The 14,782-nt window shown below is 71.8% G+C and carries 12 protein-coding genes; 11 read left to right on the plus strand and 1 reads right to left on the minus strand.

All coding sequences use genetic code 11. The features are described from left to right. The first annotated feature begins 91 nt into the window (after positions 1-91). The 6 genes from BIU94_RS13710 (at position 92) to BIU94_RS13735 (ending at position 6,329) form a co-directional block, all read left to right on the plus strand. On the plus strand, positions 92-1,525 hold the full coding sequence (locus BIU94_RS13710; RefSeq protein ID WP_071261220.1) for an oligosaccharide flippase family protein: 1,434 nt from the start codon (positions 92-94) through the stop codon (positions 1,523-1,525). A 75-nt stretch (positions 1,526-1,600) separates the two neighbouring features. Beyond that, positions 1,601-2,335: a response regulator transcription factor gene (locus BIU94_RS13715; protein WP_368086425.1), complete on the plus strand. Its 735-nt coding sequence runs from the start codon at positions 1,601-1,603 to the stop codon at positions 2,333-2,335. Further along, positions 2,332-3,816 carry a cell wall metabolism sensor histidine kinase WalK gene (locus tag BIU94_RS13720; protein WP_071261225.1) on the plus strand — a complete coding sequence of 495 codons (1,485 nt, stop codon included), beginning with the start codon at positions 2,332-2,334 and terminating at the stop codon, positions 3,814-3,816. Before BIU94_RS13715 ends, BIU94_RS13720 begins: the two co-directional genes overlap by 4 nt. A gap of 382 nt (positions 3,817-4,198) precedes the next feature. Then, a complete protein-coding gene (gene rplJ / locus BIU94_RS13725; RefSeq protein WP_070418388.1) occupies positions 4,199-4,714 on the plus strand; it encodes a 50S ribosomal protein L10 in 516 nt (171 codons plus the stop codon). 51 nt (positions 4,715-4,765) lie between these two features. Further along, positions 4,766-5,149 (plus strand): 50S ribosomal protein L7/L12, encoded by a 384-nt coding sequence (rplL, locus tag BIU94_RS13730; RefSeq protein ID WP_071261227.1) that lies wholly within the window; start codon positions 4,766-4,768, stop codon positions 5,147-5,149. Positions 5,150-5,411: 262 nt separating this feature from the next. After that, entirely contained in the window at positions 5,412-6,329 is a 918-nt protein-coding gene (locus BIU94_RS13735; protein WP_071261232.1) for a hypothetical protein, read from the plus strand. A gap of 344 nt (positions 6,330-6,673) precedes the next feature. On the opposite strand, the gene BIU94_RS13740 is transcribed toward BIU94_RS13735, so the two are convergent. Further along, positions 6,674-8,098 carry an amino acid permease gene (locus BIU94_RS13740; RefSeq protein WP_071261234.1) on the minus strand — a complete coding sequence of 475 codons (1,425 nt, stop codon included), beginning with the start codon at positions 8,096-8,098 and terminating at the stop codon, positions 6,674-6,676. A 115-nt stretch (positions 8,099-8,213) separates the two neighbouring features. On the opposite strand from BIU94_RS13740, the gene BIU94_RS13745 reads away from it, so the two are divergent. From BIU94_RS13745 to BIU94_RS13765, 5 genes are all read left to right on the plus strand, one after another. After that, positions 8,214-10,097, plus strand: coding sequence for an ABC transporter ATP-binding protein (locus BIU94_RS13745; RefSeq protein WP_071262125.1), 1,884 nt, complete (start codon positions 8,214-8,216; stop codon positions 10,095-10,097). 93 nt (positions 10,098-10,190) lie between these two features. Next, complete coding sequence (locus tag BIU94_RS13750; protein ID WP_071261236.1) at positions 10,191-11,555, plus strand: cystathionine beta-synthase; 1,365 nt, start codon at positions 10,191-10,193, stop codon at positions 11,553-11,555. Between the two features lie 82 nt (positions 11,556-11,637). Then, entirely contained in the window at positions 11,638-12,783 is a 1,146-nt protein-coding gene (locus BIU94_RS13755) for a cystathionine gamma-synthase (protein ID WP_071261240.1), read from the plus strand. A gap of 51 nt (positions 12,784-12,834) precedes the next feature. Continuing rightward, a complete protein-coding gene (locus BIU94_RS13760) occupies positions 12,835-14,214 on the plus strand; it encodes an MFS transporter (protein WP_071261243.1) in 1,380 nt (459 codons plus the stop codon). A 10-nt stretch (positions 14,215-14,224) separates the two neighbouring features. Then, positions 14,225-14,779 (plus strand): substrate-binding domain-containing protein, encoded by a 555-nt coding sequence (locus BIU94_RS13765; RefSeq protein WP_139196399.1) that lies wholly within the window; start codon positions 14,225-14,227, stop codon positions 14,777-14,779. Positions 14,780-14,782: the final 3 nt, after the last annotated feature.

Here is a 14,782-nt window from a genome sequence, read left to right on the forward strand (position 1 = left end):
CAACGCTACGGTGTCGCGACCAGGGACGCTCACGGCTGCCAACCGGCACGTAGCGGATACGTATGTACACATGTGATATTTTCTATGCGTGATGTTCTTCCGCAGCGGGCTCCTGAGCCTCGGCGGGACGCTCATCCGGTCATCCGTGCAGATCCTGGCGAACGTCGTCGTCGCGCGGATCCTCGGCCCCGAGCACTACGGCGCGGCCGCCGTCGTCCTCGGCCTGTCGATCGTCCTCGAACTCGTGCGCAGCGGCGGGTTCGCAGCGGTGGTGCTGCGGTCCGGCGCCCAGCCCGAGGCGGTCCTCGTGGCGCTGCACCGGATGAGTGCGCTCCTCGGGCTCGTGCTCGGGGTCGCCGTCGCGACGGCCGGAGCACTCGCGGCGTGGCTCGCGCCCGACGCGCCCTACGGGGTCCTCCTGCTCGCGATCGCCGTGGCGTTCCCCGTGTCCGGAGCCGTCGCGGTCCCGATCGCCACGATGGCCCGACGCGCCGAGATGGGGCGGGTCGTCGCGGTCGAGTCGGCCGGTGCCGTGCTCGGGGCCTCGACGGCCGTCCTCCTGGCGCTCGCCGGAGTCGGGCCGATCGCGGTCATCGCGCAGGTCGTCGTCCTGTGGACCGTCGTCGGCACCGGGGTCGCCGTCCTCCGGCGCGCGCCTCGTGGCGAGGCGGCTCCGTGGCCGGTGGTCCGCGAGATGGTCGGCATCGCCCGTGACGTGTCGATCGTGCAGGTGGTCATGCTCGTCTTCCGGACCGGAGACCGGGTCCTCGTCGCCGCGCTCTTCGGATCTGCCGCCTCCGGGGTGTACGTGCAGGCCGTGCAGCTCATGACACTGCCGCTCGAACAGATCGGAGCGGCGGTGCAGCGCGTCGCACTGCCCGCGCTCGCCGAAGCGGGCCCGACGCTCCTGACGGAACGGCTCCGACAGTTCACGGCGGCGGTGACCCTGCTGGCCTGGCCGGTCCTCGCACTGCTCGGCGTCCTGGCCGGTCCGGTCGTCGAGCTGCTGTTCGGGTCGGCGTGGTCGGGGTCGGCCGACCTCCTGCCGTTCCTCGTGGTCGGCGGCGCGGCGCGGGCGCTCGGCTGTGTCCCCGAGTGGTGGTTCGTCGCGAGCGGGCACGTCCGTCGCCAGATCCGGTGGGTGCTCGTGTCGCAGCCGCTCACGATCGCGGCGTTCGTCGCGGGGTCGCCCTGGGGTGTCCGCGGGATGGTCGTGGCGTACGCGGCCGCCTGTGCGGCACTCGTGCTGCCGTCCTACGTCATCGCCTTGCGGGGGACCGGTGTCCGGTTGCGCACCGTCCTCGGAGCGGCGTTGCCGGCTGCGACCGTCGCATCCGCCGCGGCGGTGTCGGCCTGCATCGTCCGTTCCGCCCTGCCGGAGGGGGCCGTGACCGCCGTGTTCGTCCCCGCGGTGTGCGGCGTGCTCGTCGCCGTGGTGACGACGACGGCGTTCCCCGCCACCCGTGCACCGGTCCGCGCCTGGTTCGTCGCCCGCCGCGCGACCGGCTCGGGGCCGATCGTCTGATCGCAGACCCACAGCCGGGTGACGGCACCCCCACAGAGCGCTCATAGGAACGTCTCGATACTCGAAGACGTGACCATCTCCCAGCCCGCAGCAGCCCCGCGTCTCACCCGTGCCGACGGCACCCCGTTGCGCATCCTCGTCGTCGACGACGAGGCCAGCCTCACCGACCTGCTGTCCATGGCGCTCCGCTACGAGGGCTGGGACGTGAAGAGCGCGAACGGCGGGCAGGACGCCCTGACGACGGCGCGGGAGTTCAAGCCCGATGCGATGGTGCTCGACGTGATGATGCCGGACCTCGACGGGCTGCAGGTGCTGAGCCGGTTGCGGCAGAACAACGACGACACCCCGGTACTGTTCCTCACCGCCAAGGACAGCGTGGAGGACCGCGTCACCGGCCTCACCGCGGGTGGCGACGACTACGTCACGAAGCCGTTCTCCCTCGAGGAGGTCGTGGCGCGGCTGCGCGGCCTCATCCGTCGCTCGCAGATCTCGATCTCCGAGGCGGGGGACTCCCGCATCGTGGTCGGCGACCTGGTGCTCGACGAGGAGTCGTACGAGGTGTCCCGTGCCGGCCGGTCGATCGAGCTGACCGCCACCGAGTTCGAGCTGCTCCGGTTCCTCATGCGGAACCCGCGACGCGTGCTGTCGAAGGCGCAGATCCTGGACCGCGTGTGGTCGTACGACTTCGGGGGCAAGTCCTCGGTCGTCGAGATCTACATCTCCTACCTGCGCAAGAAGATCGACGCCGGTGAGACCCCGATGATCCACACGGTGCGTGGCGTCGGGTACGTCATCAAGCCGACCTCGTGACGCTGCGGCGCCGGCTCGTCCTGAGCATCGTCGCCCTGGTCGTCGCCGTGAGCGCGGTCATCGGGGCGGGCAGCATCATCGCGCTGTCCTCGATCCAGACCAGTGCGATCGACAAGCAGATCACGGGTGCCACGAACCGTGCGCAGCGGTACCTGCAACAGAACCCGTCCGGACAGCCGAGCATCGACCTGTCGCGGCCGTCCGGGCAGGCGGTCGGCACGTTGACCGCCTACTTCGTCGACGGCCAGGTGGTCATCGCGAACGTGCTCGACGACTACGGCCGACCGAGCGCGATCACCCGGTCGAGCGCCGCGGCGCTCGGTACCGTCCGGGTCGGCGCGCCGCCGGCGACGGTCGACCTCGGCTCGACCCTCGGTGCCTACCGGATCGCCGCGGTGACGGTCGGGCCGGCGGTCCTCGTCGTCGGGCTGCCGATGGCGCCGGTCTACGACAGCGTGTGGCAGTTGTTCTGGGTGGTGGTGGCGGTCGTCGCGGCCGCGTTGGTCGCGGGGTCCGTCGTCGCCGCGGTCGTCGTCCGCCGGTCGCTCCGCCCGCTCGAACGGGTCGCCGAGGCCGCCTCGACGGTCACCCGGCTGCCGCTCGACCGCAGCGACGCGCTGGACGGCGTCCGCGTGCCCGACACCGACCCCCGCACCGAGGTGGGCCGCGTCGGCGCCGCGTTCAACCGGATGCTCGGGCACATCGGGAACGCCATGCAGGCCCGTGAACGCTCCGAGCAGAAGGTGCGGCAGTTCGTCGCGGACGCTTCGCACGAACTCCGCACGCCGCTCGCCTCGGTCCGCGGCTACGCCGAGCTCACCCGGCGGATGGGCGGCGACCTGCCGCAGGACGTCGTCTACGCGATGGGACGGATCGAGTCCGAGTCGATCCGGATGACCTCGATGGTCGAGGACCTGCTGCTGCTCGCCCGCCTCGACGAGGGCCGCGAGATCCAGTTCGCCGAGGTCGACCTGACCGGGCTGGTGCTCGACGCCGTGAACGACGCGCACGCGGCGTCGCCCGACCACGTCATCGAGGTCGACGTGCCCCCGGAGCCGGTCTCGGTCGTCGGCGACGCCGCCCGGCTGCACCAGGTCATCGTGAACCTGGTGACGAACGCCAGGACCCACACCCCCGAGGGCACCCGCATCACGGTCGGCATCACACCGGGCGACGGCGGGGTCGACCTGACCGTGCGGGACACCGGGCAGGGGATCGACCCGGAGTTCCTGCCGAAGCTGTTCGAACGGTTCGCCCGCGCCGACAGCTCGCGGTCGCGGTCCGTCGGCTCGACGGGCCTCGGGCTCGCCATCGTCGACGCGGTGGTGCAGGCCCACGGCGGCACCGTCGCGGTGACGAGCGAGCCCGGCGACACGGTCTTCACGGTGCACCTGCCGACCGAGCAGGCGGTGGCGCCGACCCGGGTCGAGCAAACGGCAGAGTGGGCCGAGACGCCCGCCGCGGTGGACGCAACCCGCTGACCGACCGGGCCCACGCCGCCGGTCCGGCGCGACGCGCCAGCGGTGTGCCGGCCGTGTCGGTCGGGAGGCGCGGGGCGGGCCTGCCCCGTCCTCCCTCGCAGGCTCGGTCGGCGTGCCCAGCGCAACGCTTCGCATCGCCGCCCAGCTGGGCACGCCCGTCCGCCGTTTGGTCTCGTCCACCGCATCTGGTACTGTTCTCGAAGCCAAAGACCGCCGGATGTTGCTGCGCTTGCGCCGCAACCGAAGGTCCTCACACGTGAGGCATCCCGCGCAGGTGTTCCGAACCACTCCCACCATCTGGTGTGAGCAGCTCCGAGCCTCTGCGCCGGAGCTTTTTTCGTTCGTGGACCCGGGGCTGCCGGCAAGACCCCCAAGGAGAACCATGGCGAACAAGGAAGCTGCGGTCGCCGAGCTCACGGAGTCCTTCCGTAGCTCGAACGCCGTTCTGCTCACCGAGTACCGCGGTCTCACGGTCGCGCAGCTCAAGGAGCTCCGCAACTCGATCCGTGAGCACGCCACGTACGCCGTGGTGAAGAACACGCTGACCAAGATCGCGGCGAACAACGCCGGCATCTCGTCGTTCGACGACGAGCTCGCCGGTCCGTCCGCTCTCGCCTTCGTCCACGGTGACACCGTCGCCGTCGCGAAGTCGCTGCGTGCATTCGCCAAGGCGAACCCCGAGCTCGTGGTGAAGGGTGGTTACTTCGACGGTAACCCGCTCTCCGCGACCGAGGTGGACAAGCTCGCCGACCTCGAGTCCCGTGAAGTCCTGCTCGGCAAGCTCGCCGGCGCCTTCAAGGCCTCGCTGTTCGGTGCTGCGTACCTGTTCCAGGCCCCCCTCTCGCAGGCCGTCCGCACCGTGGACGCCCTCCGCGAGAAGCAGGAGTCCGCGGCCTGATCAGGCTCGCGTTCCACAACCACACGTTTTACTGAGTAGTAGGAGAAAATCATGGCGAAGCTTTCGCAGGACGAGCTCATCGAGGCCTTCAAGGAGCTCACGCTCATCGAGCTCTCGGACTTCGTGAAGAAGTTCGAAGAGGTCTTCGAGGTCACCGCGGCCGCCCCGGTCGCCGCTGCCGCCGCCCCCGGCGCTGCTGCCCCGGCCGAGGCCGTCGAGGAGAAGACCGAGTTCGACGTCATCCTCAAGTCCGCTGGTGACAAGAAGATCCAGGTCATCAAGGAGGTCCGTGGCCTGACGTCGCTCGGCCTCGGTGAGGCCAAGGCGCTCGTCGAGACCGCCGACGCCAAGATCCTCGAGGGTGTCAACAAGGAGACCGCCGACAAGGCCAAGGAGACGCTCGAGGGCGCCGGCGCCACGATCGAGCTCGCGTAGTCTCGACCGTTTCGGTCACGAAGGCCGCTGCCCCCTCGGGGGCGGCGGCCTTCGTCGTGTTCGGGGCGGTGGAGTGTTCCGCGAAAGCGACAGTCTGCCGCCAACTGTTCGCGGCAGAGTGTCGCGTCGGCGGGATGAACGGTGCGCCGGGGCCGAGCAGCGTCGCGATGGCGGCACCATCGGGGCTTCCGGTCGAGCAGGAGTTCTCCACAGATCAGTGACCGGGCCCGCGCACCGCGGCACTCGGCGACAGGGTGCTGGCATGCATCCTGCCAACGCGATCGACCTCCTCCGCACGAACCCGCTCGACCGCGCTGCGGCACGCTTCCTCCAGCGACGGCAGCGCGCCGGCGAGCTGGTCCGGGTGCGACACGGCGTGTACGTCGAACGGTCCGCCTGGGACGTGCTCGACCGGCGGTCGCAGTACCTCGTCCGGATGCGTGCAGTCGTCCCGTTGCTCCGGCCGGGTGCCGTCTTCGTGCTCGACTCCGCCGCGGCCGTCCACGGTTGTCCTCGCCTCGGCCCCTGGCCGGAACGGGTGCACGTGACCGTGCCGGGGCTCGACCACGACCTGCACCGGGTCGGGTTGACCGTCCACAGCGGAGGGGTCATCCAGACCGACCGGTCCTTCCAGGGCGTGCGGGTCGCCGACCTCGCTCACACCGCGGTCGAGACGGCGCGGCGCGACTCGCTCGCCGGTGCCGTCGTCGCGCTCGACCACGCGCTCCGGAGGGGCGTCGAACACCAGGTCCTCGAGGACCTCGCAGCGAGCGTGGGACCCTGGGGATCGGTCCGGCTCGAGCAGGCCCTCGCGACCTGCGACGTCCGTCACGAGTCCGTGGGCGAGTCGTACCTCGCGGTCCGGGCGGCCGAGTTCGGATGCCCGGACATGGAACCGCAGCACGAGTTCCGCTTCGCGGACGGCCGCGTGGCCCGTGTCGACTTCTGGCTGCCACGCGAGGGCATCGTCGTCGAGTTCGACGGTCGGCAGAAGTACGAGGACCCGGCGATGCTGCACGGGCGAACCCCGGAGGACACCGCCTGGGACGAGAAGCGCCGCGAGGACCGGATCCGAGCCCGCCCCGAGGTGAACGGCTTCGTGCGGGTGTACTGGGAGCACGTGCACCACCCGGAGCGGCTTCGGGCGCTGTTCCGCGAGCACGGGGTGCCGTGCCGGTGAGCCGGGGGGGGCGGACGAGCTCGCCGAGTGGCTGTGCTGCCAGGGCGACACGTCTCGCGGAAGGTGGGGCGGGCCTCCCGGCAGAGCGACAGAGCGGCGCGGAACGTTCGCGGAGAACTGTCGCTTTCGCGGATCGGACCAACCGGACCGACTGGACCGACCGGACCGGCGCGAACCGGATCGGACCAACCGGACCGACCGGACCAACCGAACCGATCGGACCGGCGCGGACCGGAAAGCGACAGCGCGGCGCGGAACGTTCGCGGAGAACTGTCGCTTTCGCGGATCGGACCGGAACGGACGGGACCGGGCGTGGACCGGACCGCGGGCCCCCGCCTCGCGCGTCAGCGCAGGGTGCTGTGGCGGCGGCCGTAGACCAGGTAGAGCGCGGCGCCGGCGAGCATCCAGATGCCGAAGGCGATCCACGTCGTGGCGCCGAGGAACACCGCGAGGAGGACGCAGCTGAGCGCGCCGAGGACCGGGACGACGGGGAAGAGCGGCACGCGGTACGAGCGCTCGAGGTCCGGCCGGGAGCGTCGGAGCACGATCACCGAGACGTTCACCAGGGCGAAGGCGACGAGGGTCCCGATGCTCGTGGCGTCGGCGAGCTCGCCGAGGGGGACGAGCGCGGCGACGATCGTCACGGCGATGCCGATGATGAGGGTGTTCGCGATCGGGGTACCGGTGCGCGGGGACACCCGGCCGAACACCTTCGGCACCAGCCCGTCGCGGGACATCGTCAGCAGGATGCGGGTCTGCCCGTAGAGCACGGTCAGCACGACGCTGGCGATGGCGACGACGGCGCCGACGGAGAACACGAGCGCGACGAGCGGCTGGCCGGTGACGTCGACGACGATGCGGACGAGCGAGGCCTCGGTCGACGAGAAGTCGGTCCACGAGCGGGCGCCGATCGCAGCCACGGCGACCAGGATGTAGAGCGCCGTGATGAGGACGATCGAGCCGATGATGGCGCGGGGGAGGTCGCGGCGGGGGTTCTTCGCTTCTTCACCGGCGGTCGAGGCGGCGTCGAAGCCGATGTACGAGAAGAACAGGCGGGACGCGGCAGCCGTCACGCCGGCGGCGCCCATGGGGGCGAGCGGCTCGAAGTTCCGGGCCTGGAACGCGGTGAAGGCCACGACGACGAAGAACACGAGCAGGGCGATCTTCACGACGACCATGACCGTGTTCACCCAGGCGCTCTCGCGGGCGCCCGGGAGCAGCACCACGGTCGCCAGCAGCACCAGGACGGCTGCGGGCAGGTTGACCAGACCGCCCTCGCCGGGAGGCGCCGACAGCGCGGCGGGCAGGTGCGTGCCGAACACGCGGAGGGTCTCGTCGACGTACTCGCTCGCCCCGACGGCCACGGCCGCGACCGAGACGGCGTACTCGAGCACGAGGCACCAGCCGCAGACCCAGGCGATGCCCTCGCCCATGGTCGCGTAGGTGTACGAGTAGCTCGAGCCCGAGGTCGGCACGGCGCCGGCCATCTCGGCGTACGACAGCGCCGACAGCAGCGCCGCGATGCCCGCGACCACGAACGAGATCCACACCGCGGGGCCGGCGAGCGGCACGGCGGTGCCGAGCACCACGAGGATGCCGGTGCCGAGCGTCGCGCCGACGCTGATCATCGTGAGGTGCCACACGCCGAGGGACCGGCGCAGCGGGGTGCCGTCGACCCCCGCCGCGGCTTCGGCCTGGAGCTGCTCGATCGGCTTGCGGCGGGCGAGCTGCGCCCGCAGGGACGTGGGACGGGAGGGCGCGGACGACATGGGACCTCGGTGGTGCGGGGACGGGGACGGCACATGCTCGCACGCCCCCTGAGAGGGGTCAAATGCACCGGCGACACCGATGTCACGGGACGGGGATAGCGTTGGCCCCATGAGCATGGGCCACGGGATGCGCGGCGGCGGGGGCGGCGGACCGCGCGGTGGCGGCCGCATCTCGAGCGGCGACTTCCGCGCGCAGAAGGCCGCCAACGCCGAGGCGCCGAAGATCCCGCACCTGCTGCACCGCATCGCCGGGCTCTTCGTGCCGCACCGCCGGGCGATCGTCCTGACGGTCGTGCTCGTGCTCGTGGGGGCCGCGATCTCGGTCGTGCCGCCCCTGCTCACGCAGAAGGCCTTCGACGTCGGACTCTTCCCGCCGTCGGGCCGGCCGAACGTTCCGGTGCTCGTCGAGCTCGTCTCCGCGATGGTCTTCCTCTGGATCGCGAGCGCCGGGGTGGGCGTCTGGCAGACGTACCTGACCGCGACGGTCGGCAACAAGGTGATGGGCGCGATGCGGATGCGCCTGTTCGGGCACCTGCAGCGCATGGAGCTCGCCTTCTTCACCCGCACGAAGACCGGCGTGATCCAGTCCCGGTTGCAGAACGACGTCGGCGGCGTGGCGAGCGTCCTCAACAACACGATCTCGTCGGTGCTCGGCAACACCGTCACCGTCATCGCCGCGCTCGTCGCCATGCTGCTGCTCAGCTGGCAGATGACGCTGGTGGCGGTGGTCCTGCTGCCGCTGCTCGTCATCGCCCAGCGCCGGGTGGGCCAGGTCCGGGCGCGCATCGCCTCGGCGACGCAGGAGTCGCTCTCCGACATGACCGCGATCACGCAGGAGGCCCTCAGCGTCTCCGGCATCCTGCTCGCCAAGAGCTTCAACCAGCAGCGCAGCGAGACCAAGCGCTACGGCGACGAGAACCGCAACCAGATCAGCCTGCAGGTCCGCCAGCAGATGTCCGGCCAGTGGTTCTTCGCGATCGTGCAGATCTTCCTGTCGATCATCCCGGCGATCATCTACCTGGTCGCCGCGTGGCTGATCATCGGGGACGTCCCGATCACCGCCGGCACGATCGTCGCCTTCACGACCGTGCAGTCGCGGCTGCTGTTCCCGACCGTCGGCCTGCTCCGGGTCGTGCTCGACCTGCAGACCTCCGGTGCGTTGTTCGCCCGCATCTTCGAGTACTTCGACCTCGAGCCGGCGATCACCGACTCGCCGACGGCGAAGCCGATCGACCAGGCCGCCGTCGGGCACGTGGCCTTCGAGGACGTCACCTTCACCTACCCCGACGGCGAGGCCGACAAGCCGACCCTGCGCGGGGTGTCCTTCGCGCTCCGGCCCGGGCAGTTCGCTGCGTTCGTCGGACCCTCGGGGGCAGGCAAGACGACCGTGTCGTACCTGGTGCCCCGCCTGTACGAGGCGACGACCGGTTCGGTCCGCTTCGCGGGGCAGGACGTCCGTGACCTCGAGCACGAGGACCTGATGCGCCACATCGGCATCGTCAGCCAGGAGACCTACCTGTTCCACGCGACGATCGCCGACAACCTGCGGTACGCGAAGCCGGACGCCACCGACGACGAGGTCGAACGGGCGGCGCGGGCGGCGAACATCCACGAGACCATCGCGTCGTTCCCGGACGGGTACGACACGGTGGTGGGGGAGCGCGGGTACCGGCTGTCGGGCGGCGAGAAGCAGCGGATCGCGATCGCGCGCGTGCTGCTGAAGGACCCGCCGGTGCTCGTGCTCGACGAGGCCACCAGTGCGCTCGACTCGATCTCGGAGCGGGTGGTGCAGACCGCGCTCGACACGGCAGCGGCCGGGCGCACGACGATCTCGATCGCCCACCGGCTGTCGACGGTGCGGGACGCCGACGTCATCTTCGTGCTCGACCACGGGCAGATCGTCGAGCAGGGGTCGCACGACGAACTCCTGGCGCTGGACGGCACGTACGCCGAGCTGCACCGGCAGCAGAACGCCCCCGCCGAGTCCGTCGGCAGCTGACCGCGTCGCGTCGCCGGGCCGAGGGCTCCGCGGCGATGTCCGCGCACGTCACGAGCCGACAGCACGCGGTCAGCGCGACGTAGACTCGCGGGCGTGCGTTACGCGAACTCCGTCGTCGACCTCGTCGGCAACACCCCGCTCGTCAAGCTGAACCGCGTCACCGAGGGGGTGCGGGCGACCGTCCTGGTGAAGGTCGAGTACCTGAACCCCGGAGGGTCCTCGAAGGACCGCATCGCCACGCGGATCATCGACGCCGCCGAGGCCTCCGGCGACCTGCGGCCCGGCGGCACGATCGTCGAGCCGACCTCCGGCAACACCGGCGTCGGGCTCGCGCTCGTCGCGCAGCAGCGCGGGTACCGGTGCGTGTTCGTGCTGCCGGACAAGGTGGGCGAGGACAAGCGCAACGTGCTCACCGCCTACGGCGCCGAGATCGTCGTCACGCCGACCGCGGTCGCGCCGGAGCACCCCGAGTCCTACTACTCGGTGTCCGACCGGCTGGTGCAGGAGATCCCCGGCGCCTACAAGCCGAACCAGTACGCAAACCCGAACGGGCCGCGCAGCCACTACGAGACCACCGGCCCGGAGATCTGGCGCGACACCGAGGAGCAGCTCACCCACTTCGTGGCGGGCGTCGGCACCGGGGGCACCATCTCCGGCACCGGCAAGTACCTCAAGGAGGCCTCCGGCGGTCGCGTCCGGATCATCGGCGCCGACCCCGAGGGCTCCGTGTACTCCGGCGGCACCGGCCGTCCGTACCTGGTCGAGGGCGTCGGCGAGGACTTCTGGCCGGGCGCCTACGACCCGGACATCGCCGACGAGGTCATCGCCGTGTCCGACGCGGACGCGTTCGCGATGACCCGACGCCTCGCCCGCGAGGAGGGCCTGCTCGTCGGCGGTTCGAGCGGCATGGCGGTCGTCGCCGCGCTCCGGGCGGCCCGTGACCTCACCGAGGACGACGTCGTCGTGGTGCTCCTGCCCGACGGCGGCCGCGGGTACCTCGGCAAGATCTTCAACGACCGCTGGATGCGCTCCTACGGTTTCGCCGAGACCGACGACGCCCGCACCGTCGGGTCGCTCATCGCCGGCAAGGACGGACGCCTGCCCGACCTCGTGCACGCCCACCCGGCCGACACCGTGCGCGACGTCGTCGACATCATGTCGAAGTACGGCGTCTCGCAGATGCCCGTGCTCACCGCCGAGCCGCCCGTCGTCATCGGCGAGGTCATCGGCGCCGTCGCCGAGAAGGACCTGCTCGAGCAGGTCTTCACCGGTGCCGCGGGGATGACCGACGCCCTGAGCGGGTTCGTCGGCGACCCGCTGCCGCTCATCGGCGTGGGGGAGTCCGTCTCCGCCGCACGCCGGGCGCTCGAGACGGTGGACGCGCTCCTCGTCGTCGAGGACGGCAAGCCCGTCACGGTGCTGACGCGACACGACCTGCTCACCTACCTGTCCGAGTAGACCCGGCGGCGTCCGCGACGCACCGCCCGTGACGGGCGCGACCCGCGCCTCCCGTCCGACCCGACCTGGAGAACGAACACCCATGACCGAGTTCAGCACCCGAGCCATCCACGCCGGCCAGGAGCCCGACGGCGCCACCGGCGCCGTCATCCCGCCCATCCACGTGACCTCGACGTACGTGCAGGACGGCATCGGCGGCATGCGGAACGGCTACGAGTACTCCCGTTCCGGCAACCCGACGCGCGACGGCCTGCAGGCCCTGCTCGCCGACCTCGACGGCGGCGTCGCCGCGTACTCGTTCTCCTCCGGCCTCGCCGCCGAGGACGCCCTGCTCCGATCGGTCCTGTCGCCCGGCGCACGCGTGGTGATGGGCAACGACGTCTACGGCGGCACGCACCGCCTGGTCAGCCGCCTGCACGTGCCGTGGGGCGTCGAGCTCGTCGTCGTCGACATGAGCGAGCTCGACCAGGTGCGCGCCGCGCTGCAGGACGCGCCGGACGCGACCGTGCTCTGGGTCGAGACGCCGACGAACCCGCTCATGAAGATCGCCGACATCGCAGCCCTCGCCACCCTGGGGCACGAGGCCGGCGCGGTCGTCGTCGTGGACAACACCTTCGCGTCGCCGTACCTGCAGCAGCCGCTGTCGCTCGGCGCGGACGTCGTCGTGTACTCGGCGACGAAGTACCTCGGCGGCCACTCCGACGTCGTCGGCGGCGCCGTCGTGCTCGCCGACGAGGAGCTCGCGGCGAAGGTGCAGTTCCTGCAGTTCGGTGCCGGCGCGATCTCGTCGCCGTTCGACGCGTTCCTGACCACGCGTGGCATCAAGACGCTCGCCGTCCGGATGGAACGGCACTCCGCGAACGCGCAGGCCGTGGCCGAGGCGCTCGTGGCCGCGCCCGGTGTCGAGCGCGTCTACTACCCGGGCCTGTCCGACCACCCGGGGCACGACGTCGCCGCCCGGCAGATGCGCGGGTTCGGCGGGATGCTGTCCGTGGCGCTCGCCGGCGGGCCGGCCGCGGCGAAGCGGTTCGCGGAGTCGACCGAGCTGTTCGCGCTGGCGGAGTCGCTCGGCGGCGTCGAGTCGCTCATCGGCTACCCGAGCGAGATGACGCACGCATCGGTGCGGGGCACCGAGCTCGCCGTTCCGGAGAACGTCGTGCGGCTGTCCGTCGGCATCGAGGACGCCGGTGACCTCATCGCGGACGTGCAGCAGGCGCTCGCGCGCTGACCGTCGCCGGTCCCGGCCGGCGGCGTCGCCGGGCACCCCTACGATGAAACCGTGAGCACCACGGCGACGAGGACGGGCCTGTTCAGCGGGGGACACGCCCTCGCGACGATCGGCATGGTCGCGATCGTCGGCGTCGCCGCCTTCCAGAACCTGGCGATGACGACGATCATGCCGGTGATCAGCCGCGACCTCGACGGCGAGGCCCTGTACGCGCTCGCGTTCGCCGCACCGCTGGCCGCCGGTGTGCCGGGCATGGTGCTGGCGGGCAACTGGGCGGACCGCGCGGGCGGTCGCGTCGTCGCGTGGGTGTCGGCGCTGCTCTTCGCGGCCGGCACCGCAGTGGTGATGACCGCCCCGACGATGACGGTCTTCCTGGTCGGCCGGCTCATCGAGGGCTTCGGCGCGGGCGCGATCGACGTCGTGCTCTACGTGCTCGTGGCCCGGATCTTCCCCGCCGAGCTGCACGGCCCGGTGTTCGCCGGGTTCGCCGCCGCCTGGGTGGTGCCGGCGCTCGTCGGACCGGCGCTGGCCGGCATCGTCACCGACGTGTGGGACTGGCACTGGGTGTTCGCCGGTGCGCTCGTGATCGCCGTCGCCGCCTTCACCCTGCTCGTGCCGACCCTCGGCCGCCTGCACCCGCCCGCCGAGGCCCTGCGACCGCCGTGGCAGCGGACCCGGATCGGGTGGTCGGTCGCCGCCGCGGTCGCGATCCTGCTGCTCAACGTCGCCCCGGACCTGGCCCCGTGGGGGATGGTCGCCGCCGTCGCGGTCGGCCTGGTCGGCACCTGGTTCGCGCTCCGGCCGCTGCTGCCCGCCGGCACCTTCACCGCGGCGGCCGGGTTGCCGTCGGTCGTGCTGCTGCGCGGTCTGATGGCGGCGTCGTTCTTCGGCAGCGAGGCCTACGTGCCCTTCCTGCTGCAGGCGGAGCACGGGCTGCAGCCCTCCACCGCCGGGCTCGCGCTCACCGTCGCCGCGCTGAGCTGGGCGGGTGCGAGCTGGGCCCACGGGAAGGCCGGCGAGGAACGCCTGACCGCGCAGCGCACCTTCGGCGTCGGGCTCGCCCTGGTGCTCGTGAGCCTGCTGACGGCGTTCGCGGTCGCCGCCCTGCACCTGCCGTGGTGGGTGCTCGTGGCCGGTTGGTTCGTCGGCGGTGCCGGCATGGGGGCGATCTACCCCCGGACCTCGATGCTGACGCTGCGCTTCTCCGGCGAGGGCGACGACGGCTTCGCGAGCTCGGCGCTGACGATCGCCGACGCCTCGGGGAGCGTCATCGGCCTCGCCGCCACCGGCCTGCTGTTCACCGCGACGGGCGGCGCGCAGGGGACCGTCGCCTTCCCGCTCGTCTTCGGCGCCATGATCCTGTTCGCCGCACTGGCGATCGCGGCGGTCCGGCGACTCGGACCCGTCCCGGCGCCGCGGACGGGCGGGTAGCGTGGCCCGCATGCGCTCCGTCGTCGCCGTCGGCGCCCTGGTGACGGTCCTGGCACTCGCCGGCTGCCAGGGCACGACCTCCGTCGCGCCCACGCCCGTGCAGAGCACCGACCTGACGAGCTCGGACGGCGGCTTCGACCAGCAGGCCGTCATCGGGGTCGTGGTCGTCCACGACGACGCCGCGCTCGCCACCGAGCTGCGCACCGGCCTGCGGGACGCCGGCTTCCGCCCCGTCGTCCGGGTGGCACCGGCATCCGGCGCTGCGGCGGCCCAGCGCTCGGCGGTCGCCGGGCTCGTCCGCTCCGGCGCGAAGGCGCTGCTGGTCCGTGCCGCCGACGCCTCCGCGCTGACCGGTGTCGTCCGGACCGCGCACGACGCCGGCGTCGTGGTGGTGTCGCTCGGCGACCCGCTGCCCGCGACGGGCACCGGTGGTGACGGCGTCTCCGCCGACTACCGGGTGCAGGGCGAGGCCGACGACGCGGAGCTCGCAGCCACCGCGGTGGACGTCGTCCGGTCCCTGCAGCGCGGCGAGAAGCCGTCGTCCGACGACGCGGGTGACGACTAGCGA

The sequence above is a fragment of the Curtobacterium sp. MMLR14_006 genome (assembly GCF_001864985.1).
Classification (GTDB): domain Bacteria; phylum Actinomycetota; class Actinomycetes; order Actinomycetales; family Microbacteriaceae; genus Curtobacterium.